29 protein-coding genes are annotated in these 26593 nt (G+C 66.0%); 17 read left to right on the forward strand and 12 right to left on the reverse strand.

Features of this window, described 5'->3' with window-relative positions; all coding sequences use genetic code 11:
• Positions 1 to 250: 250 nt before the first annotated feature.
• Positions 251 to 2128, reverse strand: a complete 1878-nt coding sequence (locus EGD98_RS00320; protein WP_220586355.1) for a PINc/VapC family ATPase — start codon at positions 2126 to 2128, stop codon at positions 251 to 253.
• A gap of 138 nt (positions 2129 to 2266) precedes the next feature.
• A complete protein-coding gene (locus tag EGD98_RS00325; RefSeq protein WP_220586356.1) occupies positions 2267 to 2758 on the reverse strand; it encodes a hypothetical protein in 492 nt (163 codons plus the stop codon).
• 230 nt (positions 2759 to 2988) lie between these two features.
• Between EGD98_RS00325 and EGD98_RS00330 the strand changes: the two genes are divergently transcribed.
• The 5 genes from EGD98_RS00330 to EGD98_RS00350 all read left to right on the forward strand — a co-directional run bounded on the left by EGD98_RS00330 (position 2989) and on the right by EGD98_RS00350 (position 8538).
• Positions 2989 to 3447, forward strand: a complete 459-nt coding sequence (locus tag EGD98_RS00330; protein WP_220586357.1) for a histidine kinase — start codon at positions 2989 to 2991, stop codon at positions 3445 to 3447.
• A gap of 36 nt (positions 3448 to 3483) precedes the next feature.
• Positions 3484 to 4575 (forward strand): M20 family metallopeptidase, encoded by a 1092-nt coding sequence (locus tag EGD98_RS00335; RefSeq protein ID WP_220586358.1) that lies wholly within the window; start codon positions 3484 to 3486, stop codon positions 4573 to 4575.
• A gap of 63 nt (positions 4576 to 4638) precedes the next feature.
• On the forward strand, positions 4639 to 5913 hold the full coding sequence (locus EGD98_RS00340) for an endonuclease/exonuclease/phosphatase family protein (RefSeq protein ID WP_220586359.1): 1275 nt from the start codon (positions 4639 to 4641) through the stop codon (positions 5911 to 5913).
• 56 nt (positions 5914 to 5969) lie between these two features.
• Positions 5970 to 7469 carry a carboxypeptidase M32 gene (locus tag EGD98_RS00345; protein ID WP_220586360.1) on the forward strand — a complete coding sequence of 500 codons (1500 nt, stop codon included), beginning with the start codon at positions 5970 to 5972 and terminating at the stop codon, positions 7467 to 7469.
• 82 nt (positions 7470 to 7551) lie between these two features.
• The gene (locus EGD98_RS00350; RefSeq protein ID WP_220586361.1) at positions 7552 to 8538 is read left to right on the forward strand and encodes a methyl-accepting chemotaxis protein; all 987 of its coding nucleotides are present in this window, start codon (positions 7552 to 7554) and stop codon (positions 8536 to 8538) included.
• Positions 8539 to 8571: 33 nt separating this feature from the next.
• Here the strand turns inward: EGD98_RS00350 and EGD98_RS00355 are convergent, their stop codons facing one another.
• Positions 8572 to 9123: a DUF3592 domain-containing protein gene (locus tag EGD98_RS00355; RefSeq protein WP_220586362.1), complete on the reverse strand. Its 552-nt coding sequence runs from the start codon at positions 9121 to 9123 to the stop codon at positions 8572 to 8574.
• Positions 9124 to 9273: 150 nt separating this feature from the next.
• On the opposite strand from EGD98_RS00355, the gene ubaA reads away from it, so the two are divergent.
• Both ubaA and EGD98_RS00365 read left to right on the forward strand, forming a co-directional pair.
• Positions 9274 to 10080 carry an SAMP-activating enzyme E1 gene (ubaA, locus tag EGD98_RS00360; RefSeq protein WP_220586363.1) on the forward strand — a complete coding sequence of 269 codons (807 nt, stop codon included), beginning with the start codon at positions 9274 to 9276 and terminating at the stop codon, positions 10078 to 10080.
• Positions 10081 to 10155: 75 nt separating this feature from the next.
• The gene (locus tag EGD98_RS00365) at positions 10156 to 10521 is read left to right on the forward strand and encodes a DUF5658 family protein (protein ID WP_220586364.1); all 366 of its coding nucleotides are present in this window, start codon (positions 10156 to 10158) and stop codon (positions 10519 to 10521) included.
• Positions 10522 to 10530: 9 nt separating this feature from the next.
• Here EGD98_RS00365 and EGD98_RS00370 read toward each other — a convergent pair whose 3' ends face one another.
• Positions 10531 to 11442: a cobalamin-binding protein gene (locus tag EGD98_RS00370; RefSeq protein WP_220586365.1), complete on the reverse strand. Its 912-nt coding sequence runs from the start codon at positions 11440 to 11442 to the stop codon at positions 10531 to 10533.
• Positions 11443 to 11532: 90 nt separating this feature from the next.
• Between EGD98_RS00370 and EGD98_RS00375 the strand changes: the two genes are divergently transcribed.
• From EGD98_RS00375 to EGD98_RS00390, 4 genes are all read left to right on the forward strand, one after another.
• A complete protein-coding gene (locus EGD98_RS00375) occupies positions 11533 to 12015 on the forward strand; it encodes an RNA-binding protein (protein ID WP_220586366.1) in 483 nt (160 codons plus the stop codon).
• 90 nt (positions 12016 to 12105) lie between these two features.
• On the forward strand, positions 12106 to 12465 hold the full coding sequence (locus tag EGD98_RS00380) for a cell division protein SepF (RefSeq protein WP_220586367.1): 360 nt from the start codon (positions 12106 to 12108) through the stop codon (positions 12463 to 12465).
• An 81-nt stretch (positions 12466 to 12546) separates the two neighbouring features.
• Positions 12547 to 13491 carry an ABC transporter ATP-binding protein gene (locus tag EGD98_RS00385; protein WP_220586368.1) on the forward strand — a complete coding sequence of 315 codons (945 nt, stop codon included), beginning with the start codon at positions 12547 to 12549 and terminating at the stop codon, positions 13489 to 13491.
• Positions 13488 to 14255 (forward strand): ABC transporter permease, encoded by a 768-nt coding sequence (locus EGD98_RS00390; RefSeq protein ID WP_220586369.1) that lies wholly within the window; start codon positions 13488 to 13490, stop codon positions 14253 to 14255. The genes EGD98_RS00385 and EGD98_RS00390 overlap by 4 nt, the downstream gene beginning before the upstream one ends.
• 356 nt (positions 14256 to 14611) lie before the next feature.
• On the opposite strand, the gene EGD98_RS00395 is transcribed toward EGD98_RS00390, so the two are convergent.
• Both EGD98_RS00395 and EGD98_RS00400 read right to left on the reverse strand, forming a co-directional pair.
• Entirely contained in the window at positions 14612 to 15004 is a 393-nt protein-coding gene (locus EGD98_RS00395; protein WP_220586370.1) for a DUF5611 family protein, read from the reverse strand.
• Between the two features lie 38 nt (positions 15005 to 15042).
• A complete protein-coding gene (locus EGD98_RS00400; protein WP_220586371.1) occupies positions 15043 to 15891 on the reverse strand; it encodes a DUF7093 family protein in 849 nt (282 codons plus the stop codon).
• 143 nt (positions 15892 to 16034) lie between these two features.
• Between EGD98_RS00400 and EGD98_RS00405 the strand changes: the two genes are divergently transcribed.
• The 3 genes from EGD98_RS00405 to EGD98_RS00415 all read left to right on the forward strand — a co-directional run bounded on the left by EGD98_RS00405 (position 16035) and on the right by EGD98_RS00415 (position 18809).
• Complete coding sequence (locus EGD98_RS00405; protein WP_220586372.1) at positions 16035 to 17153, forward strand: PKD domain-containing protein; 1119 nt, start codon at positions 16035 to 16037, stop codon at positions 17151 to 17153.
• A 95-nt stretch (positions 17154 to 17248) separates the two neighbouring features.
• Positions 17249 to 18376, forward strand: a complete 1128-nt coding sequence (locus EGD98_RS00410; protein WP_220586373.1) for a hypothetical protein — start codon at positions 17249 to 17251, stop codon at positions 18374 to 18376.
• 139 nt (positions 18377 to 18515) lie between these two features.
• Positions 18516 to 18809: a DUF6432 family protein gene (locus tag EGD98_RS00415; protein ID WP_220586374.1), complete on the forward strand. Its 294-nt coding sequence runs from the start codon at positions 18516 to 18518 to the stop codon at positions 18807 to 18809.
• Here EGD98_RS00415 and EGD98_RS00420 read toward each other — a convergent pair.
• Positions 18806 to 19975 carry an MBL fold metallo-hydrolase gene (locus tag EGD98_RS00420; RefSeq protein WP_220586375.1) on the reverse strand — a complete coding sequence of 390 codons (1170 nt, stop codon included), beginning with the start codon at positions 19973 to 19975 and terminating at the stop codon, positions 18806 to 18808. The two genes, EGD98_RS00415 and EGD98_RS00420, sit on opposite strands and share 4 nt — an antisense overlap.
• Before the next feature lie 71 nt (positions 19976 to 20046).
• Here EGD98_RS00420 and EGD98_RS00425 point away from each other — a divergent pair, with 71 nt between their 5' ends.
• Entirely contained in the window at positions 20047 to 20655 is a 609-nt protein-coding gene (locus tag EGD98_RS00425) for a transcription antitermination protein (protein ID WP_220586376.1), read from the forward strand.
• Positions 20656 to 20739: 84 nt separating this feature from the next.
• Here EGD98_RS00425 and EGD98_RS00430 read toward each other — a convergent pair whose 3' ends face one another.
• Positions 20740 to 22344, reverse strand: coding sequence for a hypothetical protein (locus EGD98_RS00430; RefSeq protein ID WP_220586377.1), 1605 nt, complete (start codon positions 22342 to 22344; stop codon positions 20740 to 20742).
• Positions 22341 to 23081 (reverse strand): ABC transporter ATP-binding protein, encoded by a 741-nt coding sequence (locus EGD98_RS00435; protein WP_220586378.1) that lies wholly within the window; start codon positions 23079 to 23081, stop codon positions 22341 to 22343. The genes EGD98_RS00430 and EGD98_RS00435 overlap by 4 nt, the downstream gene beginning before the upstream one ends.
• 80 nt (positions 23082 to 23161) lie before the next feature.
• Here EGD98_RS00435 and EGD98_RS00440 point away from each other — a divergent pair, with 80 nt between their 5' ends.
• Complete coding sequence (locus EGD98_RS00440; protein WP_220586379.1) at positions 23162 to 23506, forward strand: winged helix-turn-helix transcriptional regulator; 345 nt, start codon at positions 23162 to 23164, stop codon at positions 23504 to 23506.
• An 87-nt stretch (positions 23507 to 23593) separates the two neighbouring features.
• On the opposite strand, the gene EGD98_RS00445 is transcribed toward EGD98_RS00440, so the two are convergent.
• Positions 23594 to 24907, reverse strand: a complete 1314-nt coding sequence (locus tag EGD98_RS00445; protein ID WP_220586380.1) for an RNB domain-containing ribonuclease — start codon at positions 24905 to 24907, stop codon at positions 23594 to 23596.
• A 153-nt stretch (positions 24908 to 25060) separates the two neighbouring features.
• Here EGD98_RS00445 and EGD98_RS00450 point away from each other — a divergent pair, with 153 nt between their 5' ends.
• A complete protein-coding gene (locus EGD98_RS00450; protein WP_220586381.1) occupies positions 25061 to 25639 on the forward strand; it encodes a hypothetical protein in 579 nt (192 codons plus the stop codon).
• Between the two features lie 85 nt (positions 25640 to 25724).
• On the opposite strand, the gene EGD98_RS00455 is transcribed toward EGD98_RS00450, so the two are convergent.
• Positions 25725 to 26030 carry a CGCGG family putative rSAM-modified RiPP protein gene (locus EGD98_RS00455; RefSeq protein WP_220586382.1) on the reverse strand — a complete coding sequence of 102 codons (306 nt, stop codon included), beginning with the start codon at positions 26028 to 26030 and terminating at the stop codon, positions 25725 to 25727.
• Between the two features lie 52 nt (positions 26031 to 26082).
• The gene (locus EGD98_RS00460; RefSeq protein WP_220586383.1) at positions 26083 to 26493 is read right to left on the reverse strand and encodes an SRPBCC family protein; all 411 of its coding nucleotides are present in this window, start codon (positions 26491 to 26493) and stop codon (positions 26083 to 26085) included.
• Positions 26494 to 26593 lie beyond the last annotated feature (100 nt).

The following is a 26593-nucleotide window of genomic DNA, read 5'->3' on the forward strand; positions in this document are numbered from 1 at the left end:
CGCACCGCTCGCCGTATGCTTACGATGGGACGACGGTAATCGTACTGCCGCGGTCGATGGCCCGCTCCAGTTCCTCGGCGATGCCGGAGCCACGTGAGACCTGTACCTCGCCGACCTTTTTCATCGTCGTCCTTCCTCGCTCGCTTCGCTCGCTGTGGGAGGACTCCTCGAAAAACGTCGATGAAAAAGGCCGACTCCTCCCTACGGTCGGAGTCGGTGAAACGGCGGCAAAGCCGCCGTACCCATCCCGCTACGACGGCACGACGGTAATCGTACTGCCCCGGTCGATGGCCCGCTCCAGTTCCTCGGCGATGCCGGAGCCACGCGAGACCTGAATCTCGCCGCCACGGGAGACCGTCGCGGTAAAGAGGTATTCACCGTCGGCCTGCACCTCGACGGTGTCGCCGGCGTGGCCGTTGAGCGGAATCATCACGTGCCGGGAGGTGACCTCCGGCTGGACGATTTCGCCCTGCTGGCCGCCGCTGTCTTTCTGCGGGCCGCCGGAGGGGCCCGTCGGCTTCTCGTCTAACGTACGCACGTCGATGTCGATACCGAGCCGGTTCTCGACGTCGGTGATGCGGCCCCCGCCCTTCCCGATGACCTGTGGGATGTCGTCCTCTTCGACCCAGACGACCGCGTTGTTGGGACCGCGCAGTTCCACGTCCACGTGCCCGCGGGCGATGGAGCGAATCTCGCGTTCGACCTCCTGTTTGGCGAGGCGGTCGACGCCCGAATCCTGTTCGTCCTCGTCCTCGTTGAGCGGGACGGTGACGACCTGGCGGTTGAACGTGTAAATCTCGTACTCGGGCTGGCCGGTCTCGAAGTCCCGGACGACGATGACCGGGCGGGCGAGGTCCTCTTCCATCAGGCCGTGGGGGACCTTGACCTCGGTCTTGACGTCGTAGACGGTGTGGACCTGTCCGGCCTCGATGTAGACGACGGTGTCGACGATCTGGGGGATGAGTCCCAGTTCCACGCGGCCGATGAGCCGCTGGAGGGCGTCGACGGCCCGGGTCGCGTGGACGACCCCGACCATTCCGACGCCCGCCAGACGCATGTCGGCGAAGACCTCGAAGTCGTCGGTCTTTCTGACCTCGTCGTAGATGGTGTAGTCGGGCCGGACCATCAGCAGCGAGTCGGCGGTCTTCTCCATCGAGCCGCCCAGTGCGGTGTACTGCGTAATCTCCGGGCCGACCTGGAGGTCCCGCGGTTTCTCCATCGTCTTGACCGAGTAGTCCGAATCGACGAGGAACTCCCCGACGGCCTGGGCGAACGTGGACTTCCCGGCGCCGGGCGACCCCGAGATGAGGACGCCGCGCTGGTGTTCCGTGAACCGATCCCGGAGCTCGTCGGCGTGTTCGTAGTCGTCGAGGTCGGTCTTGACGATGGGCCGGACGGCGGTAATCTCACGGGCGTCGGAGAAGGGCGGTCGGGCGATGGCGATTCGCATGTCGCGGAACTGGACGATGCTCATCCCCGGCTCGTCGAGTTCGAGGAAGCCCTCGGCCGAATCGCGGGCCGCATCGAGGATATCCTCGGCGTACTCGCGGAGTTCCTCCTCCGTGGCGGTCTTGTCGCGGATGGGCTGGTAGTGCATGTCGCCGATAGAGCCCTTCTTCGCGTACGGTTTGACCCCGACTTTCAGGTGGACACTCATCGTCCCCTCGTCGAAGAAGTTCTCTATCTCCAGTCGGTCGACGGTCCGACCGCGTGGCTCGATGTACTCCACGTCGAGCCCCTTCGCGCGGGCGACCTCCGCCTGCACGTCGTCGCTCGTCACCAGCGTCGCCGACCGGTCGTCGGCGATATCGCGGATGAGCGCGTCGATTTCGCCCTCGCCGGCGTCGCGCTTCTCGACGGCGTCGGGCCGTCGGCCCACGTACTCCACGTCGATGGTGCCGTCGTCGGCCAGTTCAACCAGCGCCTGCAGTTCTTCGAGGCCCTCCCAGCCGGTCTCTCGGCCGTCGTTGGCCTGTGCTTCGAGCTCGCCGACGACCGCCTCGGGGACGACGACCGTCGCGCCCGCAAAGCCCATGCCGTCGACCTCGCTGTCGGCATCGGCGTCTGCGGCTACCTGTGTGGACACGCGGCCGTCGATGACCACGCTCGTGTCCGGGACGATTTCCATACCTGGGGTTTGTCGCAGGCGTTGAAAAGGGTGTGGAGTCGGTACGGCAGCGCTATAGTAACAATTGAAACGATTTACACACCGATCGCACTGTCTTCGTGCGATCGGGTGTGCATTGATTTTCAATGGCTACTATAGTCAACTCGTGGCTCGTACTGGTGGCTGTAACGAACTGAGGTAATCTTCGTGGCGGCGAAAACGGTCCCCGGCCCCGATGGCACTCATCGTCGCGGTGATGGCTACACCGTAGGTGCAGACGGCCAGCGCGACGACGACGCCCCCGAAATCGGGGAACAGGGTCGCCGCGAAGACCATCATCGACACCGGCGGCGAGAGGGTAAACAGTGCGCCGACGAGGCCGGTCTTGAGGTAGGCGACGGTGCCGTGGTCGTGTTCGCCGGTCCGAATCACTGTTCGCAGGCCGCCGACCGCCATCGCGGTTCCGAGCAGGCCCAGCACGACGCCGACGGTTCCGACGGCGTCGAAGACCGGCGGGAACGACGTCTGCCCGAGCACGAGCCAGGCCAGCCCGAGCCACGCGAGGACCAGGGCGACGTGGTCGGGTTCGACGGCGTGGGTCACGCCGAGCAACCCCGCGTTGGTCACCGCGGCGACGACGGTAGCGGTCATGACCCGCAGGTCGGTGGTGACGGAGCTGAAGCTTTCCGTTCCGGCGACCCGACCGAGGCCGGATAGCCATCAGCGACACAGCACTTGAGCGGCAATACCTGCCTCTCGAATCAAGAGCCCATGAATAGGCAGGCGTCGTGCGGTTCTGTACTTGAAGCTACCGTGCTCGTGCGGTCCGCTCGCGGTTTCAGGTCGTCTATTTGATACTACCTGGCGCATCTCCGAGTGCAATGGCAACCGACACTTCTACGTCGACCGACACCGGCGTCCGCCTCGCAGACTGGCAGGCGGGCGTCGTCGGAGGTATCGCAGGGGCCGCCGTGATGGGCGTCCTCGTATCGATTATGAACGCGGCAGTGCTTGCGGGCGCGATTCCCGCGCTGTACGGCCTTTCGGGCGGCATCGCCGGCTGGGTCGTCCACCTCTCCCACGGCGCCGTCCTGGGGGTCGTCTTCGCCGCTATCGTCCGGGCGGTCGGCGAGGACCGCTCTGCCGGCACCGTCGTCGGGCTGGGGCTCCTCTGGGGCGTCGTCACGTGGGTCGGCCTCGCGGCGCTCGTGATGCCGCTGTGGCTCTCGACCATCGGCTTCCCGATGGCCCCGCCGTTCCCGAACTTCGCCCCGCCGAGCCTGCTGTGGCACGCCGCCTACGGCAGCGTCCTCGGTGTCGCGTACGCCGGACTGCGGTAGAAAAAGAACCAAACCCGTCGCGGCCGTCGCCCGGGTATGGACGTCGTCGCTCTCACCGAGGACCTCGTCGCGATTCCCAGCCACCGCGGCCCCGACAGCGACGAATCGGCCGCCGGCGCTTTCGTCGCCGACTGGCTCCGTGAACACACCGAAGCCGCCGTCGAACACGACCACCACGGCAACGTCATCGCCCGCAAGGGGGCGGGCGGGCAGTCGCTCGCGCTAGTGGGTCACCACGACGTCGTGCCGCCGGACGAGTCGCAGGTCGAGGACACGGGGGCGTATCTCTTCGACCGTCGGGACGGTCGTCTCTACGGCCGCGGCACCGCCGACATGAAGGGGTCGCTCGCGGCGGCGATGCTGACGTTCGCCACCGCAGACCCCGCCGATGGCGAACTCGTCTTCGCCTCCTTCGCCGGCGAGGAACAGGGCGGCGAGGGGTGTCGGGCCGCCATCGAGGACGGGTTCGAGACCGACTACGCCGTCGTGGTCGAGGGGTCGACGGGCTACTCTGCCCCGGGGGTCACGGACGTGGCTGTCGCGCACAAGGGCCGGCGGGGGTCGACCATCGTCGCCGAAGGCGAGGCGGCCCACGCCAGCGAGGTCGACGCCGGCGAGAACGCCATCTACCGGGCGACCGACGCGGTCGACGTGGTCCGGGCCCTCGAATTTCCCACTGCCGAGGTGCTGGGCCACGAGCTACAGGGAAGCGTGGCAGTCACCGAAATCGACGGCGGCTCGGCCTGGAACGTCGTCCCCGAACACTGCGATGCCACCGTCGACGAGCGGACGGTGCCGGGCGAGCGCGCCCCCCTGGAACGCGTCGAAGATATCGCGGGCGTCTCCTGGCGCGTCGACCAGGACCTCCCGCCGATGGCCTGTGGCGACGCCGACTTTGCCGACGCGGTGCTTGCCGCCGCCGCTGGGGCCCAGGACGCCGACCCCGAACACGTCGTCAAGCCACACGCGACCGACGCCGGCTGGCTCGCCGCCGCTGGCACCGACTGCGTCGTCGTCGGGGCCGCCGAACCCGGAGAGGCCCACACTGCGACCGAAAGCGTCTCGCTCGACGTGCTGGAACGCTGCCGGCGCATCTACGACGGCGTCGTCACCGAGTGGCTGGGCTGAGCCGGGCCGCTCTCGCTATCGGAACCGATATTATTTCCGTCGGCTCTACGCAGTCTTCCGTGTATGCGTTCGCCGGACACCACGCGCTCGCCAGTCACTCGTCGGGCCGTCCTCGGTAGTACGGTCGCCACCGCCGTCGGACTCGTCGGCGCGACCGGGACAGCCGCCGGACAGTCCCCCGTCGCGACGGTCATGACCCAGAACGCGTATCTCGGCTTCGACATCGCCGAGCTGCTGCGGGCGGACTCACTGGCCGATGTACGGGAGATTACCGGCGGGTTTCTCGCGGGTATCGAACCCGAGGTGTACGCGGCCCGCGCCGACAGCATCGCCGCGGCGGTCGAGACCGTCGACGCGGACGTGGTGGCCCTGCAGGAAGCGGTGCTGCTCCGACGACAGGACCCGGGTGATTACGGCACAGATTCGAGCGCGGTGATAGTCGACCTGCTCGACCGGATTCGGACGGCACTGGCCCAGCGGGGGCTCGACTACACCGTCGCCGCCGAGTCGGTGGCCAACGACTTCGAACTGCCCGCCGAGACCGACGACGGCCCGGTCGACCTCCGTATCACCGACCGCGACGTGCTCCTCGTCCGGAGCGACCTCGACACGACCGACCCGACATCGGCGACCTACGACGCCACGCTGGAACTCCCGATACCCGAGAGCGACCGGACGCTGCCCATCACTCGGGGCTACTGCGCGGCCGACGTGACCGTCGACGACGTCGACGTCCGGGTCGTCTCGACGCATCTGTCGTCGGCCTCGCCACAGTACCGGCGCCGGCAGGCGACCGAACTGCTCGACGCGCTCCCCGCGACGGGGCCGGTGGTCGTCTGTGGCGACCTCAACAGCGCGCCGGGCGAGGCGGCCTACGACCTGCTGACCGGGTCGCTGACCGACCCCTACCCCGACCTTTGGCCCGACGCGAACGGCGCCACCTGCTGTCAGGCCAAGGACCTGCGCAACGACGAGTCACTGCTTTCCCGACGCATCGACACGCTGCTGTACCGCGGGGCGGTCGCGCCGACGGCTATTCGCCACGTCGGCGACCAGCCGGGGGACCGCACCGAGGTCGAGGTCGACGGCGAGACAGTCCAGGTCTGGCCCTCGGACCACGCGGGCGTGGTCGGGACGTTCGAATTCGGTGCTACGGCATCCACTTCGAGGGCGACACCGTCTCCGGCCACGCCGTCGACTGGAGGGACACCCGCTACTGGTGCGAAGTCGCCCGAGCCGACCGCAACGGGCGTTTCGGCTCCAGGATTCGGGGCTCCATCGGCACTCCTCGGTCTCCTGCTGGGCGCTGGGGCGTGGCTGCGCCGTCGGACTCAGTGACGGCCAGTCGTTCCGCCGGCAACGCGTCTATAGGCCAGCCAGTCTAACCCCCTGCCATGGCAACGACGACCGAGACGAGCGAGACCTACGAGCAGTTCCTAGAGCACGTCCGGCAGCTCCACTACGTCGGCGACGCCGGGAGCGTCCTCCAGTGGGACCAGCAGGTGATGATGCCCGAGGGCGGCACGCCCGCCCGCGCAAAGCAGTCCTCCGCGCTCTCGACGCTGCACCACGACCTGCTGACCGACGACCAGCTGGGCGAGTGGCTGGACGAACTCGAGGCGGCGGACCTCGACGCCGAGCAGGCGGCCGTCGTCCGCGAGGTCCGCCGGGACCACGAGCGCGCGGTGCGGGTCCCCTCGGACCTCGTCGAACGCATCTCCGAAGCGTCCTCGAACGCCTTGCCGGTCTGGGAGGAGGCAAAGGCCGAGGACGACTTCGAGATGTTCGCCGACACGCTCGAAGAGATGGTCGAGCTCCGCCGGGAGTACGCCGCCGCCATCGACCCCGACCGGGACCCCTACGAGGTCCTCTTCGAGGAGTACGAGCCGTATCTCGGTATCGACACTGCTGAAGAAGTCCTGACGACGCTGCGGGACGAACTGGTCGGGCTCATCGACGACATCGCCGACAGCGGCGTCACGCTCGCTGACCCCTTCGAGGGCACCTACGACGACGACACCCAGCACGCGCTCGTCGAGGAGGCCCTCTCCACGCTGGGGTACGACTGGGACCACGGCCGACTGGACACCGCGCCCCACCCGTTCTCGACGGGGACGCAGTTCGACGCCCGCGTCACCACCCGCTTCAAGCCCGACGACCCGATGGACGCCGTCGGCTCGACCGTCCACGAGTTCGGCCACGCCACCTACACGCTCGGCCTCCCACAGGAGCAGTACGGCACGCCGCTGGGCGACAACCGGGACCTCTCGGTCCACGAGTCCCAGTCGCGGTTCTGGGAGAACCACGTCGGCCGCTCCCAGCCGTTCTGGGAGCTGTTTGCCGACACTGCGAACGACCACCTCGGCACCGACGCCGCCCCCCGCGAGTTCTACGAGGCCGCCAACACGGTCCACCCGGACAACCTGATTCGGGTCGAAGCCGACGAACTCACCTATCACATGCACATCGTCCTCCGCTCCGAGATAGAGCGGGACCTGATTCGGGGCGACCTGGCCGTCGAGGACGTGCCACAGGTCTGGAACGAGAAGATGGACGAGTACCTCGGTGTGCGGCCCGACACCGACGCCGAGGGCTGTCTGCAGGACATCCACTGGACCAACGGCGCTATCGGCTACTTCCCGACGTACACGCTCGGGTCGGTGCTCGCCGCCCAGCTGGACCACCACCTCAGGGCCGACGTGGGCGACGTGGACGCGCTAGTTCGGGACGGCGACTTCGACGACATCCACGACTGGCTCACCGAGAACGTCCATCGTCACGGCGCCCGCTACGAGACCGACGACCTCGTCCGGGAGGCCACCGGGGAGTCCTTCACCGCCGACTACTTCCTCGACTACGCCGACGCGAAGTACCGGGACCTCTACGACTGCTGATAGTCTCGCGGCGGCTCGATTTTCAGTTTTGATTCCATTAGGCATGTCGCTTTTTATGACGTGCTCCTTTGCAGGTCATGTTATGGCCGAATCGGAACTCGGGAGTACGGACGTCTCAGCAAGCGCCGATATCGACGACGATATCGACGCCGATATCCAGGACGATATCGCCGAGAACATCGACAAACAGGCAGGCTACGACCACGAGACCGCCAGCGAGATTCAGACGCTCCTGGCGAAACTGGAGAACTCCTCGGTCGACATCGCCCAGGAGACATCCGACATCCGCGAGCGGACCGCCGAGCAGTACGAAGGGATGGCCGAAATCGCCGGCGAGGTCTCGAACCTCTCGGCCTCCGTCGAGGAGATTGCCTCCTCCTCGGAGGAGGTCTCGGCGGCCTCTCGCGAGGCCACCCAGCTCGCCGAACGGGGCCAGGACAACGCCGAAGACGTCCACGAGGCGATGGAGGCCATCCAGCAGGCCGCCGACAGCGTCGCCCAGGACGTTCGCACGATTCAGCAGAGCGTCCAGGAGATAGACGAGATCGTCGAGGTGATCAACGACATCGCCGACCAGACCAATATGCTGGCGCTGAACGCCTCCATCGAGGCCGCACGCGCCGGCGAGGCCGGCGAGGGCTTTGCCGTCGTCGCCGACGAGGTCAAATCACTGGCCGAGGAGTCCCAGCAACAGGCGACCGCCATCGAGCAGATGATAGACGGCATCCAGGACGACACCGAGAACGCCGTCGACAGCCTCGAATCGAGCAACGCGGAGATAGACGACGGTATCGAGACCGTCGAGGAATCGACGGAGATTCTCTCGGATATCGACGACGCCGTCCGGGAGGTCAACCACGGTATCGAAGAGGTCGCGACCGCCACGGACCAGCAGGCCGCCTCCACCGAGGAGGTGGCGAGTATGGTCGACCAGGCGACCGACGCCGCCGAGGTCATCGCCGATGCGACGGCCGACATCGCCGACGAGGCGGAGGGTCAGACCGACCAGATAGCTGGTATCAACCGGAAGATGGACGACCTCGTCGAGGACCTCCAGCGGAACAACTAACGGTCAGACGCCGACGCTGGCACCTGTTTTCAGTCACGACAGCAGGTCACGAACGCGCGCTTGCGCCCGCGCCTGATACAGTCCGATGCCCCCGACCAGCGCGACGACTACCCCCACCAGGACGGCCCCGGTTGGAAGCCCGGACCGGGAGTCTTCGAGGAACGCCTGGCCCGGCATGTCGGGGTCGACGTACGCCGTCACGCGCTGGCCGACCGAGAACTCGGACAGTTTCGACTGTGCCGTGGCCCTGTCCTCGTACTGCGGTTGTGACCGCCCCGGATAGAGTCTGTCCGACGTGTAGCTCGTGCCCTCGTACTGGTACTGGAACGTCACGACCGGGACGTAGGCGTCCCTGCCCCGTGACGCCTCTACCTCTTCGACACCGAGTTCGGTGACCTCGGCGGTCACCTGGGCCCTGTCCGCCAGTGCCGCCGAGTCCGAGACGTACGAGTAGGCCCCGACGCCGACGATAGCGAACCCGACGAGCAGGACGAAGATACTCATCGCTGTCCCCGGCTTCGGCGGCTGGACGGGCAGGCCCATGCCGCTACGTCTCCCCTTCTCGGGCTCCTCGCCACTACTCATATTCTGAATTGGTGGGCAAAGAAAATAAGCGTCGGGTCAACATCTTGCACAGTCGGTCTCGTCCCGCCCCCGAAACGGCGGGAGCTGGCCGGTGTCGGTCGAACCGCCCGCATCCCGTCGTTTATATCCGACGGTGGCCAACACGCCGCTATGCGACCGGACCTCGACCCCGAACAGCTCGACCGCTACTCCCGGCACATCATCATGGACGACGTGGGGCCGACGGGGCAGGCGGCGCTGCTCGACACCGCCGTGCTGGTGGTCGGCGCGGGCGGGCTGGGGTCGCCGGTCCTGCAGTATCTCGCCGCCGCCGGTATCGGCCGGCTCGGCATCGTCGACGACGACCGCGTCGAGCGGTCGAACCTCCAGCGCCAGATTATTCACGCCGACAGCGACGTGGGTCGGCCGAAGGTCGACAGCGCCCACGACTTCGTGGCCGACCTGAACCCCGACGTGACCGTCGACACACACGAGCTGCGGCTGGCGGCCGACAACGCCGCTGCCCTCGTCGACGACTACGACATCGTCGTCGACGCCTCCGACAACTTCGCCACTCGCTTTCTGGTCAACGACGCCTGCACACTCGCTGGGGTTCCCTTCTCTCACGGCGCCGTCTTCCGCTTCGAGGGGCAGGTGACGACGTTCACCGGCGAGGGGCCCTGCTACCGGTGTCTGTTCCCGAAAGCGCCGCCAGCGGGCACCGTCCCCGACTGTTCGACGGCCGGCGTGCTGGGGGTACTCCCGGGGACCATCGGCTGTCTGCAGGCCACCGAAGTCTGCAAACTCGCGATGGACTACGGCGAGCCTCTCGAAGGCCGCCTGCTGGCGTTCGATGCCGGCTCGATGTCGGTCGACGAGGTGCCTATCGCGACGAACCCTGACTGTCCCGTCTGTGGCGACGACCCGGCTATCGACGACGTCGCCGAGGCGAGCTACGACGGCCGCTGTGAGCTGTAGCCAGTTCTCACAGCCGATAACTGGGAGCGGGACTTTACAGTTCAGAATTTGCAACGTAGTCCCAGAGCGTTCTCAATGTCCACCTCGTCGCCTCGCTCCCTCACCGCACGGCTCCAACGCCCCGACTACGTCGAACTCGTCTTCGGTATCGTGTTCGTCTGGGGGACCGGCGACCTGCTTTCGACGTTTGCCGCGCTGCACTTTACCGGCCTCTGGGCGGAGGCGAATCCGCTGGTGCGGACACTGCTGGCCCACGACCCGCTCCTGGTCGTCGCGCTGAAAGGCGCCGTCATGCTGGTCGTGGGGCTCGTCCTCTTCAGATACCAGGACGCCGTCGAACAACTGCCGCAGTGGCGGGTCCTGCTCGGCGGGCTCCTCGGCGTTGGCTCCGGCGTCGTCGCGATAAATCTCTACGTGGCGGTCTCGGCTGCAGCCGTCTGAACGCCGTTGTCAGGCCCGAAGCGGCGCCAGCTCGACTACGGCGTCCCGCGGCGGCGCGTCGAACAGGTCGGGGTGACACAGCGACGCCAGATACTCCAGCGTATCGACCAGCCGCGGGCCCGACCGGTTCACGTAATGGTGGCCGTCCATCACGTAGGCGCGCTCCTCGCGTACCGCCCGGAAGTCGTCGAAACCGGTTCGCTCGGTCAGGTCGGCGAGGTTCTCGCGGGTCTGGTCGATGTCGAACCCGCAGGGTGCGGCCACCAGCACGTCGGGGTCGTATTCCGTGACCTCGGTCCACTCGCGGGGCCGAGAGTGCGCCCCGTGCTCGGCCATCCCGTACTGGCCACCGGCCAGCTCGACCATCTCGGGAATCCAGTGGCCCGCGACCATCACCGGGTCCAGCCAGTCCAGCACGGCGACACTGGGGGTTTCGCTCGCCCGCGCGGCGGTCGTCTCGACGGCGGCCACTCGCTCGCGAAGGTTCGCCACGAGTTCGGTCGCCCGCTCGTCGCGGTCGATGGCCGCGCCGACGCGGTGGATACTCTCGAAGAGGCCATCGAGGCTGTGGATGTCCAGCGTCAGCACCTCGGCGTCCAGCCCCAGCTCCCTGACGGCGTCCTCGACCAGCACGTGGTCGACGGCACAGACGTCACAGACGCCCTGCGTGATGACGACGTCGGGGTCGACCGCCGCGAGCGCCTCGCGGTCGACGGCGTAGACCCCCTCGCCCGCCTCGGCCTCGGCGACCTGCTCGTTTATCTCGCTGCTCGAGGCCTCCGGGTCTACCCGGGAGCGGTTGACCGAGGGCTGCTCGCGGGCCGCCGGCGGGTAGTCACACTCGTGTGAGACCCCGACCGGCTCGACCCCGAGCGCGTAGACGATCTCCGTGGCGGACGGCAGCAGGGTGACGACGCGCATGGGATGGCTACGACCGCCCGGACCTAAAGACTCGCGTCCGGCCAGCCATCGTTCGTTACGCTTACCCCCGACGACCGCGCAGTCGCTCGTATGAACGTCAAATCGCGCCACCACCTCCGCTCGGACGCGGTCGACGACATCGCCGACGCGCTCGCGGACAACCTCGGCGTCGAACTGGACGCCGATAGCTTCGAGAAAGTCGAGTTCGAGGACAGCGACTGGGACGTCGTCCTCGTCGACGGGGAGCCCTACGTCCTGTATGTCGAAGAGGACGAACCGTTCCTCACGGTCCAGGGCGCCAACGCCCATCCGCCGGAGAAACATATCGTCACCGTCGATACGGGCGCAATCTCGTTCGTCTCCGACGGTGCCGACATCATGCGCCCCGGCATCACCGAGGCCGACGAGGACATCAGCGATGGCGACCTCGTCGCCATCAACGAGGAGGCCCACGGGAAGTTCCTCGCTATCGGCCGGGCGATGGCCGACGGGTCGGATATGGTCGGCGAGTCGGGGAAGGTCGTCGAGTCCATCCACCACGTGGGCGACGACCTCTTCGAGTTCTCGGTTTAGGGCCGGAAACGCGAGGGTTCGGTTCAAATCTCCCGCTCGGCCATCATGTCTGACGTAAAGTTGAAACGGGTAGCGCCCGCTCTCCGTGATATGGGACTAATGAGCAAGATTCTCGGCGAGTCGGGGCCGTCCCGGAAGACGGACGACTACGTCGAACTGAACGCCGACAACTTCGACACCGGGGCCGTCGAGTCCGAGCGACAGGTACGTATCGCCCGCATCAGCGGGTCGAAAGACGTCATCGACATCAAGGACGCCGTCTACGACGGCGACATCGTCGTGGCCGACATCACGCGCCACTCCACACAGGACACCACGATGGAACGTATCAGTGACGAGCTCAAGCAGGTCGCCGAGGAGGTCGGCGGCGACATCGTCCAGAAGGACGACGACCAGCTCATCATCACGCCCGCCGGGGTCACCGTCTCTCGCGAGCGACTGGGGCAGTAACACCCGCGTCACCGGCTGACACGGGTGTCACGGGCGGTACAGTTCAATGTGCTTTTCGGTGTCGGACGGCTACCAGTGGTAATGACCGAACCGGCGATTCGAACACGGGAGCTACGCAAGAACTACGGCGACGTGCAGGCCCTTTCCGGGCTGGACCTGACCGTCGACCGCGGCGAGTTCTTCGGCCTGCTGGGCCCCAACGGTGCGGGCAAGACTACCTTCATCAACACGCTCGTCGGCCTCGTCAAGAAGAACAGCGGCACCGCCGAGGTCTTCGGCTACGACGTCGAGGACGACTACCGCGAGGCACGGGACCGCATCGGCCTGGCGCCACAGGAGTTCAACGTCGACCGCTTCTTCCCCATCATCGAAGTTCTGGAGCACAAGGCCGGCTACCACGGTATCGGTAGCGAGGAGGCCAGTCGCCGGGCCGAGGAGGCCCTCAAGACGGTGGGTATCTGGGAGAAACGCGACACCCGCTTCGACTGGCTCTCGGGCGGGATGAAACGCCGGTTCGTCCTCGCGCGCGCACTGGTCTCGGACCCCGACCTGCTGATTCTCGACGAGCCCACGGCCGGCGTCGACGTCCAGCTGCGCCACGACCTCTGGGAGATTATCAACCGGATGAACGATGAGGGCACCACTATCCTGCTGACGACCCACTACATCGAGGAGGCCGAGCGCCTCTGTGACCGCGTCGCTATCATGGACTCCGGGCGAAAGGTCGAGGTCGCCGCCCCCGACGAGCTGATGGCCCGGGGCACCGACACCATCGACATCGGGCTGGCCGACCCGCCACGGACCGCGCCGCGACTCGACGTCGAGGGTGTCACCGAGGTGGCCGTCACCGACGACGGCCTCAGCGTCACCGCTGCCGGCGGGAGTCAGACCGCACCCGCACTCATGCGCGACCTCGAACGCCAGGGCCACACCGTCACCTCGCTGGACATCCGCCGGGCCTCGCTCGAAGAGGTGTTCGTGAACCTGACCCGTGACGACCGCGAGTTCGCGGAGGTGTCGGCGTGAACACGAACACGGTCCAGTTCGTTACGCTAGTCCGTCGGGAAATCCTCCGATTCGTGCGACGCCCGTACAACACGTTCCTCCCCCCAATCATCACGAACACGCTGTACTTCGCGGTGTTCGGTGTGATACTCGGCAGCCGAATCGGTGAGATTGCGGGCGTGAGCTACCTCCAGTTCGTCTTACCGGGGCTCGTGGTTCTGGGAGCTATCTCGGACAGCTTCGAGAACGCCTCCTTTACCATCTTCCACGGGCGATGGAACGACTACATCCAGGCGGTGCTGACCTCGCCGATGTCGAACCGCAGTATGGTGACGGCCTACGTCTCGGCGAGCGCGCTCAGAGGTATCGTCACCTCCCTGCTGATCGTCGGTGTGGGGCTGGTGTTCACGTCCGTCCCCGTCGCCAATCCGCTGTATCTGGTCGCGTTCCTGGTGATTATCACCACACTATTTGGCGGCCTCGGTGTTATCGGGGGCCTCTGGGCGAGTGACTTCGACTACCTCACCGTGATGAACCAGTTCATCCTCCGACCGCTGGTGTTCTTCGGCGCTGTGTTCTACTCGCTCGATGTCCTGCCGCCCCTCTGGCGGAACGTCTCCTTGCTCAACCCGATGGTGTACATGGTCAACGGCGTCCGCTACGGGATGATTGGCGTCACGGAAATCGACCCGAACACCTCGCTACTCGTCCTGACTGGCGTGACCGTGGTCGTGCTGGCGATCGACCTCCTGCTGTTCAAGCGCGGCTACGGGCTGGCCGAGTAGGGCGCGCCAACTGGACCGACCGTTCTCTCACCAGTGCGACGTCCCACGGCCTGCCGACTGGCGACGGTCGAGCCAGCGGAAAAACGGACGTGCCAAAGTGGCCGGATTGGGGCCGCTTCCGGCGGAGCGGACAAACTATGACAGGGGAAACGCACCCGCATGACTGCGGGTCCGTCGGTGGTCCGGATACTTCAGTTCGCCTCCGGCGGGGCGTATGTGAACGTATGGCACGGAGCTATTTAGGCATATCGGCACTGTATCATCGTCGATAGCGACGAGCGGCGTCCATACAGTCGTCTCGTCCCGGTATCCCCAGTCCCGGGAGACGGTCACCCACAGACAGCTACACTGCCCTATCAGACGTTGTCGGGCGCGTCGGCGTCGTCCTCGACGTCGCGTTTCAGCGAGTCCCGCCGGGCCTTGGCGTCGCGGCCGGTCGCCTCTTCGAGGAAGTTGTTCTTCTTGCTGACGGCGTCTTCGGCGGCGTCGACGTGGCCCTCGGCGATGACCTCCTCGGCCGGGCGCTCGTCGATGTGCAGCGCCAGCTTGTCCTTCTTGCTCCCGTAGGAGACGGTGCCGGCGACGACGCGCTCGAAGACCGGATTGTCGGGTTCGTCGACGACCAGGAGGTCACTGCCGTTGTGTTCCTCCGTATCGGTTACTGGACCGAAATACTCCTCGACGAACGCTTCCATGTCCGGGACGCGGTCTTCGAGGTGCTCGCCGCGCCGCATCTTGTACTCTCGCATGGGCATCGTTTTGCAAGGCGCCGTCTTACTCTTTGCGTTCACTCTGCGGTGTTGACGAGCGCCCCTTTGTGACACTCGGGACAGAAATCGCCCGCCCGCAGCGAGCTCGAGGCCACGTCGGTGGTAAAGTCACACTCGGGGCAGCTGAACTGCCCGTTCGGGACCGTCACGCCCGCCCCACCGAACGGCTCGACCTCCGACGACTCCTCGTCGTCTTCGTCCGCCTCGGTAGCCACCGTCTCGGGCGTCCAGTCGTCGCCGTCGTCGTCGGGTTCGTCGGGCCACTCGCCCGGCTCCCGGTCGTCGACCGCCGACTCGTCTTCGTCGTCACCGTCGATTATCATGCCGTCGTCTTCCTCCGGGTCGCTCGCGACCGCCGACTCCTCGGCATCCAGCTCCTCGGCCTCGGCCACCGACACCTCGGTCGACGGGTTCTCGAGTTCGCTGTCCCCACCAGCGACCGACTCGTCGTCGCCGTCGTCGAGAATCTCCGCATCGTCGGCGTCGGGGTCCACGGCGTCGACAGTGCTATCCTCGGGGGCGTCGCTCTCGCCCGACACCGCTGGCTGCTGTTCGTCCGCCGCCGGAGTTGTTTCGTCCTCCGCCGTCGTGTCGGCGGACGAATCGTCCTCGACCGACGCGTCGTCAGCGTCCGCCGTCTCGTCGCCCTCCGGCTCGGCGTCGTCTATCATGTCCCCCGCGATGTCCGACGGCGTCTCGATGGCGGTCACTTCCTTGTTCTCCGAGACGATACGCGTCTTCCCGCAGCGCTTGCAGGTCTCACGTTCCTGAATCGTGATAACGACCTCGCTGCCCTGTTCCTCCCGTTCGCGTTCGACTTCCGCCTCACCGTACTTGTGCCCGATGACGGAGCATTTGAGACCCATTGTCAGTCAATGTTGCCGTGGCATACTTAAACCCTGCCCGTCGGTTGCCGGGGGTGACACCGCCGCTGCTGTCGAATCTCCCACGTTCGTTTCACGTCAGGCATCCGTAATTTTATAAGGGATTCGGCTGCCAGTTACCGGCAATGCGCGTCGGAGCCCTCCTGTTGCTCGCAGCCGTTCTCCTGTTTTCCACGAGTGGTATCGCCGCCGCGGCGGACAACACCGCGCCGATGCCCGAAGCGGGCGTCGACCAGACGGTCCCGGTCAACTCGACGGTCTATCTGGACGGCACCGCCTCGACGGACCCCGACGGCGAAATCGTGAACGTCGCCTGGACCATCGAGACGCCCAGCGGCAAGACGATGTCGCCGGACTGTGGAGACTGCAACCGGACGCAGTTCGAGGCCACTGCCGTCGGCCAGTACACGGTGACGCTGACCGTCACCGACGACGACGGCGCGACCCGCTCGGATACGCTCTATGTCACCACCACCAACGAGAGCGGGCCCGACGTCTCGATTTCCGGTCCGACCTCGACGGTGTCCGGCAGCGACGTGACGTTCACCGCGAACGTCTCGGCCGAGGAAGCGTCACTCCAGACGCTCACCTGGCTGGTCAACGGCAGCGTCGTCCAGCGGGACTCGTTGAACGGCTCGTCGGCGACCAGCTCGTTCACGCACTCCTTCGACGAGACGGCGCCCGTGCGAGCGGTGGTGTACGACACGCTCGGGAATCGGGGCAGTGCGACCCATCGCGTTTCGGTTGGGAGCGGGAGTATGGGTACCATTGGCACTGGCAGCTACAACCCTGAATGTCCCAACCAGCGGTGCGGTGCCGACAAGCGATACTCGTACGAGAACGGGAAGAAGATAATCGTCGATGGAGACAACGACGGCAAGGTCAAGACCTATATCGATGGTCAGCTCACCGCTATCGACACCGACGCGCCGAGCGTGAAAGAGAGACTAGGTGGCGGATATACAATTGAAGGTGGACCGGAAAGCGTCCAGGACAAGCATAAGACAGATATGAGAATAAACGATGAGGGGATAGCAGTGGAGGAACCGGACGTTCCCGGCTTTGGCGGAGGCTCGGACCTCCCCGGTATGGGCGATATCTCGGACCTCCCCGGTCTGGGCGACAACTCTCCCCTCTTCGACATCGGCCCTAGCCCCTCCGATGGCAATAACGAGGACGGAAACACGGACACCACCAACAACGACGAAGGCATCGGTGGCGGTTTCGCCGGTGGGTTGCTCTAATCTGAGTCGAGGTTCTCAGGTGTCCGTTTCAGACCAATAGTTTCTCAAAATTTATATGCTAATACAAAAAAGATAGTAATAAAACAAAGTGGACAATGCAGGGACTCACTAATACTACGACTCGACAGGCGCTACTCAGCGTTCTCCTGGCAACTCTCATCGTCACCTCAGGGTGTGCCGGGCTTCTCTCGGGCGAGGGCAACACTACGGAGACAGAAACCGCGACAGAGACAAGCACATCGGGACCTGCTCAGGAAGACGGAGAGAAGCGCACCAACAGCACTGACCTCCGCAGTATGTCTATTCCCGAGAACGGCAGTGTCAGCGCCGCTGGGGAGCTCGACCACGGCGACCCCAGCGACGGGAATAAATACTACGAGCCGGTGCAGGTCGCTGCCGTAGAGGGGCAAATGGTAAACATCACGGTCGAAGCCGAAAGCGGGAATCCGGGTATTCGAGCCGTCAATCCAGATGGCAACATCACAGAAATTGTTAGCAATGAAGAGGGTAAGAAGACTGGATTCTATGAGGCAACCATCACCCAGACCGGGGGCTACACCTTCGAGGTTACTTCAGTTGATCAAAACGCCACGTTCAATTATACGATGAATATCGAGCGTGTTCAAATAGAGGATGAGGAGGGTCTGCTCGAAGGTGATGCCCGCACGTGGAACGAGACGGAGCAGTACCTCTTTGCCGCCCAGAGCTATGGCATAGTGGTGAATCAGTACACCGATAAGGGGGATGTCCCTTATAACGTGAGCAAGGGCAACATAGCCGCGAATGCGACAGGGGACTACGCTGTCATCACCTATGAAATGCCAGCTGACTACAATTTCACCCAGCGAAACGAGCTGGATGTGGCGTTTCAGCTGTCTTACGAGGCGTTGCTCAACCAGTCTCGGCAGGGAGGCAATTCAGTCACAAATGAATCGTGGGTGCCAGAAATAATCTTTTTCAAAGGCGTCGATAACGAGACTGGTGAGCTCGTACGAACTACGTTCTACACAAGAGAGTGGGCCCGACAGTATGTCGATGGTGAGATTGGGAACACTGAATCCGGTGGTAATTACTACTCCACGGAAAAGTGGGGGCCGGCGAGTACGCTCTACACTGTGAGCGGATTCGAGACAGTCACAGTCGACGAGTTCCCGCAGACGTACTACAACTACACGGAAAGATTGCCGGGCAACACGACGCTGGCGGAGCGATACGGGCTGTAGTAGTCGTTTTTTGCGTCGGTTGTGTTCTTCGACAACCAGCACACTCACGCCGTTCGATACCGAGCCGCAACCTCACTGGTGACCGACCGCCGGCCAAATGAGGGACAAAGCCAAGAGCCAGCCGGATTTAGAGGGGGGTATGAGAGCGAAGCCGGAGTACCGCAATCGGGACGAGACGGAGGTTGTGGTACTCGACGCGCTCGCGGACCGCCACCAGGAGGGGATGACGGTGTTCGAGATTCGCTCGCGAGCCGACGTGACCATCGACCAGATCGAGGACGCGTTGGCCGCGCTGAAAGACGACGACCTCATCGTCGTCGAGAAGGACGAGGAACGGACCCTGATTCTGCCCGACGAGGACGTGGTGGGGCCGGAGACAAACGATGAAGACGTGTCGCTACTCGACAAACTCCGCGGCAAGTTGCCGTTCTAGAGCGGCGCCGCCGCGCAGTTGTTCGGGCCCAGTTCCAGCTCGAACGCGGTGTCGTCGTCGGCCGTATCGGTGCCCAGATTGATCGCGACGATGCGCTCGAAGTTGGCGGGCCGTGGGGGGATGTCGCCACAGAGACGCTCGACGAAGCGCTCGCGGTCGAGTGCGAGCGCCGGAAGCCGGTCCCGTAGCTCGCCGAGCCGAGCGGTGTAGGTGCCGTCGTCGGCCGGCTCGGTCGTCTCGCTGTGGTGGCCCGGCGCGACGAGCGTCTCGTCTGGCAGTTCGGCCAGTCGCTCGGTCAGAGTCTCGTAGAGCGTGCGTGCGAGGTCCGGGGCGCCCTCGTCGCCGGCCTCGAGGTCCGGGCGGGCGACGCTCTCGAGGAAGATGCTGTCGCCGGACAGTAGCGTGTCGCCGACGCGGAAGCCGGTCATCCCGGTGGTGTGGCCCGGCAGCGGGAGCGCATCGAGGGTGGTCGCGCCGACCGACAGCGAGCCGTCGGCGGGGAGCGCAGTCACGTCGAAGGTAACCCCGCGGTCGACGGCGGGGGCAGGGACGACCGGTTCGACGCCGTGGTCGGCGAGCTGGCGGAGGCCGCTGACGTGGTCGGCGTGGATGTGGGTGTCGACGGCATACGTCAGCGTCGCGTCGTGGGCGGCGGCGTCGGCGACGTAGCGGTCGGTAAAGGCCCGGAGCGGGTCGATGACGACGGCCTCGCCGTCGCTGACGACCAGGTAGGAGAGACAGCCCGACGCTGGGCGCTCGTACTGCAGGATGGTCGCCGCGTCGGTGGGCAGCTCGTGGGCGTCGTAGAGTCGCGCCCACCCCTCCATGCCGTCGGCGAGGTTCCGGGCGTCGACGCCGTGGTCGACGAGCAGGCCGGCGACGAAGGCACTGGCCTCGCCGCGGGCGCAGACGGCGGTGATAGGGCCCTCGCCTGCGACGGCATCGAGCAGGCCGTCGACGTCGCCGGTCACTTTCGCCTGCAGGAACTTCGCGAAGGGGAGCTGCGTCGCCGTCACTGTCGGGCCGTCGATGTGCCACGGCTCGAACTCGTCGCGGTCGCGGACGTCGAGCAGCCGGACGGTGTCGCCCGCGTCGAGCCGTTCTTTCAGCGTCGCCGCCGAGAGCGAGGGGTGCTCGGCTGGCGGGTCGGGTGGGTTCTCGGTCATACTGCACAGCAGGTGCCACTGGCCGATAAATCGGGCGGAGGATGTATGTCCGGAGCGGCCGTGTGTGGTGTATGGACGCCGCCGACACTATCGCGGCTGTCGAGGAGGCGACGACGACCGAGCGAACCCGAATCGGCTCGGACAAGGCGCTCATCGCTGCGACGGGCGCGAATCTCGAGGCCGACGCCGTCTGGACTGCTGCGGCGACCCGGGAGTCCGGTGTCGCCGACGCACTTGAGGGCTGGGCGGCCGACGCGACGGGCGGTGACGCTATCGCCGACGCGTTCGACCGGGCCGGGCGGGCGGCGCGCGACCGGGCGGAACGAATCGACGCGACGCCGGGCGAGCCCGACGCGCTCTCGTCACACCTCGATACCCTCGACGGGACTCCGGAGCGAGTCGGGGCGGGACTCGTCGCGGTTCCGCTCGTGCTCGACCGGTTCTATCTGCAGGTGGTGAGTTTCTTCGTCAACGAGGCCGACGAGGGCAGCGCCGACGTGGCTCGGGACCTCCGAAGCGGCGCGAGCGACTTCGGCCCGGCCCGCGACGCCCTCGCCGAACTCGATGAGTCCGGGCGCGAGCAGGCCCGAGACGCGGCTGCCGAGGCGATTACGGTCGTCTACGAGGAGTACGCGTCGGGGCTCGAATCGATGGGGCTGGACCCGAAGCCGGTGTGCTGATACTGGTGGCTGTACCAAAGTGACGTAATTCGCCACCCCGGGGTGGCGAATATCGTTACAAACGTACAGCCACCAGTATGAACGTCATTCGAGTCGGTAGGCCCCGACGCGGGTGGCCGCGTACAGAAAGCCCATCGTCCCAGCGACGGCCGCGAGCAGGACGGTCGCCGCGACCCCGCCCGCGAGCAGGCGTGGCCCGCCGACCGGAGCGGTGCCGAGCAGCGACAGCGTGGCGACGGTCCCGGGGGCCGCGACGATGCCGAGAACAGCGAGATAGCTCCCGAAGGCCAGTGCACTCGGGATAACGACTTCTCTGTCCCCGACGGTCGTTCCCCCGAACTTCGGGAAGACGACGCCCGCTGCGGCGGCGATGGCCGGGGCCGCGACTGCTGCCGACAGCGCCGTCGCGAGCGTCGCGGCGAGCGTGACGGGGGCCATCCCGCCGGCGATACCGACACCGACGACAAGCAGTGCCGTCGCGGTCACACCTGGGAGCGCGCCGGCGAGGACGAGGCCGGAGACGAACGCCCGGCCCGAGAGCTTCGCGGTCAGCGTCAGCGGGAGGACCCGCTCTTCCCCGCCGAGCGGATTGAGCGTGAACGCCGCGCCGGTCCCCGCCGCGCCAGCCAGCCCGACGAGCAGCGGGAGATTCGGCGGGACAGTCCCCTCGAGGATGACGCTCTCGAGCCTGAACGCGATCAGGAAGAACGGAGCGAAGGCGAACTGGACCGTAAAGGGCGCTCGCTTCGCACGGAGCCACGACTTCTGTGCGACCACGCGGGTTTCGGTCATGACCCGGTCCGCGAGCAGGCGGTCCGACAGCGTTCGTCCGGTCGCGTCGAAGACGTGGTCGGGCTGGATGGGGTCGCCGTACCAGACCCGCTCGGCCAGCCAGCCACAGGCGACGCTGGCGACCGCCAGCGCGCCGAGCAGCGCGGCGGCCGCGACACCGGCGGCGACGGGGTCACCACCGAGAGCCGGGACCGAAAGGAGCAGGATATCGCCGGTCCAGGCCAGCGGCGACCCGGCTGCTTCCCGGAGGAGTACAAGCCGGGCGCTGTTTTCATCCGTGGCCACGACCCAGCCTGTGAGGACGAGGAGCGACGCCACCGCGCCAAGTGCGGTCCGGTGGCGTGCCACGAACGCCGAGCGAGCGACGAGCAGCTTCACCGCGAGCCCGGCCGTGTAGCTCCCGACCGTCGCGAGCGTCGCCACGACGAGTGTCGTCACGACCACCGCGGCCCCGAGCAGCGGGCGCCCGCTCCCGAGAGTCACGCCGACGACGAGTGCGCTCAGTGGGAGCGCCAGAAGCGTGAGGACGCGACCGAGCTCGGCACCGACCAGTCCGACCAGCACGTCCTCGTAGGGGACAGTCGTCAACAGCCCGTCGGCCGCGTCGGGGTCGCCGTTCGTCTTGACCGTCCGCTGGAGTACGACGAACGAGATCGTTCCGGCGAGTCCGCCCAGCACCACCGTCGTCACGAACCGGACTGCCTCGGGACTGGTGCCTGTCAGTTCCGTCCCGCCGACGAACGCTGCGAGACCGATGGCGAGGCTGTACAGCGCCAGGAGCACCAGCCCGCCGGCCAGCAGGAGCAGGCCGCGGGTGCTGTCGATGAGTGTGCGCCACGTGCGGCGCAGCTCCAGACGCGCGATGCGAGCGCTTCGCCCGGGGTCCAGGCGGGTCATCGCTGTGCGTGGTCTTCGCTGGTGACGTCGAGGAACACGTCTTCCAGCGTGGTCCCGGTCTCGGCCCGGTTGGTCAGTTCCGCAGGCGCGCCCTCGGCCACGAGTTCGCCGTCGTAGAGCACGCCGACGGTGTCGGCCAGCTCCTCGACGACCGGGAGGATGTGCGTCGAGAGGAACACGGTCGTCTCCGCGGCGGCGACCTCGTCGATGGTGTTGCGAACGGTGCGGGCCGCTCTGGGGTCGAGCCCGCTCGTCGGCTCGTCCAGAAAGAGCACGTCGGGGTCGTGGAGGAGCGCCTGGACCAGGCCGAGCTTCTGTTTCATCCCCTTCGAGTAGGTCCCGACCCGGCGGTCGGCGTCCGCGGCGAGGTCGAACCGGGAGAGCAGCGCCTCCACCCGGTCCCAGTCCTCGTGACCGCGCAGCCCGGCGATGTACTCCAGTTGCTCGCGGCCGGTGAGTTCGTCGTACAGCGGCGGTTCCTCGGGGAGAAAGCCGATGTGTTCGACCACGGTCGCCCGGTCGCTGACGGGGTGGCCGGCGACGTGAGCGCTGCCCGCGGTCGGTTCGGTCAGCGTCGTCAGGATGCGGATGGTTGAGGTCTTTCCGGCCCCGTTGGGGCCGAGAAAGCCGAAGACGCTCCCCGACTCGACGGTGAGGTCGATGCCGTCGACGGCGACGGCGTCACCGTACCGTTTCTGCAGGCCGTCTGTTCGAATCGCAAGCGTCGGCGAGCTCACGTCCCGACTGGTGGTCGAAGCGTCAAATCGTTTGTCAATCGGCCCGTAGCTATATTATCCACCCGTGGGAACGCGAGAACATGACAGGGCACGGGGGCCCGACAGGTGCCCACGCAGAGAGCGAGCCCCTCCGCCGGGCGACCGCCATACTGGGCAAAAAATGGCACCCGGTGTTGCTCTATACGCTTCTGACTGACGGACCGCTTGGCTTTAACGACATGAAGGGCCGCATCGACGGTATCTCCGATAAGGTACTGTCCGAGGCACTGGACGACTTACAGGAGGCCGGGCTGGTCGTCCGCGACGTGGTCGAGGACAAACCCGTCCGGGTGAACTACTCGCTGACTCCCGCCGGGCGGGACCTCGAGCCCATCATCGAGGAGCTGCTGGAGTGGAGCCACGAGCACCTCACCGAGAGTCGCTAGTCGGCGAACTGACGATTCGGCGCCGCTCCAGACTTACTCCTCGTCGTCTATAACACCGAGAGACACAGTCTCTCGAGCAGTCGAATCCTACTCGGATTCGACGACTTCGATGCCGCGGTTGTTCACCGCCGACGCGTCCAGCCCGACCTCCTCGAGGAACTTCTTGTACTCGCGTTCGCACTGCTCGGCGTCCTTCTGGCGGTCGCTGGCGCGGTCACACAGCGCGACGAGGTCTTCGGGCACGTCGTTGCTGTAGACGATCCAGTGGTTGATGAGGTCCGAGAGCCGCCGGATTGGCGAGGTGAAGTGGCCGTATATCTCGAAGTTCAGCGCGTGGTGGCCGCCGAAGGGGTCGTTCATGTACTTCGCGCGGGGCATCACTTTCATCACAGCCCACTGAATCTTGTCGAGCTGGCGGCCCGGCGCTTCTTCGAGCGTGGCGTTGACGGCCTTTCGCGGGTCGTCCCACGCCGACCCCGGGATGGAGATGCCGTCGAGTTCCTGAATCTCGACCAGGGCCTCGTCCCACTCGTCGGGGCTGGGCTGTGGGTGGACCCGGTACATCGCCTCGACGCCGCGATTCCACATCAGCTCGTGGGTAACCGCTTTGTTCGCCTTCAGCATGCACTCCTCGATGATGGTGTGGGCGCGGTCTCTGGCCGGGTTCAGGACGAGCGAGCCCTCCTCCTTGCGCTGTTCGTGCATCCGGTCGGCCAGCTCCCAGACCAGCTCGGTCTTCTCGGCGAGGTCGACGCTGGTATCTTCCAGCAGGTCGTCGGCGCTGTCCGGGTCGTCGAGAACGTTCTCGGCTTCGGTGTAGGTGAGGCGGGCGTCGCTCTCGATGACGGACTTGTAGATGTCTATCTCCTCGTAGCCGAGGTTCTCCTTGTCCAGATGCATCTCGACGGTGTGTGCGAGTCGCTCCTCGTTGGGCACGAGCGAGCAGACGGTCTCGGCGAGCACCGGCGGGAGCATGTGGATGGTGTAGTCCGGCAGATAGACCGTGTTGCCTCGCTCGACGGCCTCCTCCCACATCGCCGTCTCGGGGTTGACGTAGTGGGTCACGTCGGCGATGTGGACCCAGAGGACGTACTCCTCCTCGCGCTCCTCGACGGAGATGGCGTCGTCGAAGTCCTGGGCGTCGATGGGGTCGGTGGTCCACGTCGTCATCTCCCGGAGGTCACGGCGTTCGTCGATTTCTCCCTGGATTTCGGCGTAGACGTCCTCGGTTCGGGCCTCGGCCTCTTCGAGGACCTCGGGCGGGAACTCGTCGCGGATGCCGAACTTCTCGAACAGCTCCTCACGCTTGTTCGCGAGGTGGCGGGCCATCTCCTCGTCGATTTCGACGGGGCCTTGCCCTTCGGCGGTGCCGGCCGCCGACTGGGCGTCTTCGGTAGTCATGCCCCCGGCTACGCCCACGGTGTAGTTAGGACTGTCGGGGCACCCGACAGCCGCGGGTCGGTGTGTCAGAAACCGACACGCACCGGCGGCCACACGCGATGGTCGACCACCCCCAGATAGAAATGGCCACGACACATCTGTCAGACGAGAACAATGTCTGGCGGTCACCGAACGGCGTCCGAGCGTCGACAGGCCGATGAACGGACCCTCCGCGTCCCGTCATGGGCACGACTCCTCCGCTCGCTCGCGCGAGGCTCTGTCGGGGGCCTCGTCGCGACAGTCGTGATGACCGTCTACCGCATCCCCGTGTTCAAGGCGCTCCCGCCGACAGCGGAGTTCTGGGCGCGGTTCGTCGGCGGTGGCGACGTGGAAGAGTACTTCGTGCCGGGGCTGCTCTTGCATCTCCTCTACGGCGTCATTGGCGGTGCGGTCTACGGGATACTGGCGAGTTTCACCGACGTGGACGACCCCGTCGCGCGCGAACGGCTGAGCGTGCTGGGCGGGCTCGCGTACGGGCTCGGTCTCTCGGCGTTCGGTTCCCGAGTCGTCTTCGTGCGACTGCTCGGGCGCGAACTCCAGTCCGAAGACGCGCTCGTGTTCCACGTCGGCCACGCCATCTACGGGGTGACCCTCGGGACGTTCGTCGCCACCAGCGAGTCCGCCGGCGACGTCTACCGCGAGAGCAGACGGACGCGGCCGGACACCGAAAAGCAGCGGCGGGATTCGGACTAGGCTGGGGCCGCCTTCGAACACAGCGAGCAAGCGAGACAGCCACATCGCCGTCATCGAGAGCAGTGTACTGGCAGCCTGGTCTCCGTCACTTGACTTGGACACGAGTGACGTGGCCGCCACAGCCACACTGCTGGACGTACTCGACGTCGATGTCGTCGCCGTAGATGTCCCCGAGGTGCGAGAAAAGGTACGTCTCGGGGTGGCCGTGGTTCGCGTGCGTGACGAGGTTGACGTGGTTGCCCGCCACTGTGCGTTCGATGGCCGTCGCCGCTTGCGAGCGGACGAGTTCCTCGTCGTCGGCGTGGTGGGGCTGCTCTAGATTGGCCGACCAGGAGTTGTCGTGGTCGTGGTCGGTCACTGGTTCGACGGCGTCGTGGGAGGGTGCGGTCATGCGAGCTAGTTCCTGTCGCTCCGCCGTAACTACTGTGGCGAATATGTTCCCATCACGATAGCGTCGCGAGATAGTCGAACTGGGCCCGTAGCTCGCGCCGGCGCTGGCGGGAGACGACGGTCGCGTCGAGAACGGGGCCGATGAGCCGCGCCTGTAGCGCGAACTCAGTGGTGGCCTCGACTTCGACCCCGTCGTCAGTCTCCGTGAGCGTGTACCTGGTGACCATCTCCTCGAAGATGCCGTCCCGTTGCTCGTAGGTGAGGACCGCGTCGCTGTCCTCGACGACAACGAGTTCCAGTTCGATAGTCGCGAGCCCGACGTGGTTGGTGATATGAACGATATCGCCGTCGACGGTCACCTCGTCGAACTCGGCGGCGCGCATGAACGGGCCGACGTCGGTCATCGCCTCGCGGAGACGGTCGCGGTCGCCGTCGAGCGTCTCCGTCATTGTGACTGTCTCCATAGGTAAGCGTAGCTGCCTCACATAGGCCAACGTTCCGGACGTTTGGGCCAGTGTTGGCGAACATGTTCGGGAACACTCATGCTATCGAGGACTGATTACG

Origin of the sequence: Haloarcula salinisoli (assembly GCF_019599405.1) — an archaeon.
Classification (GTDB): Archaea; Halobacteriota; Halobacteria; order Halobacteriales; family Haloarculaceae; genus Haloarcula; species Haloarcula salinisoli.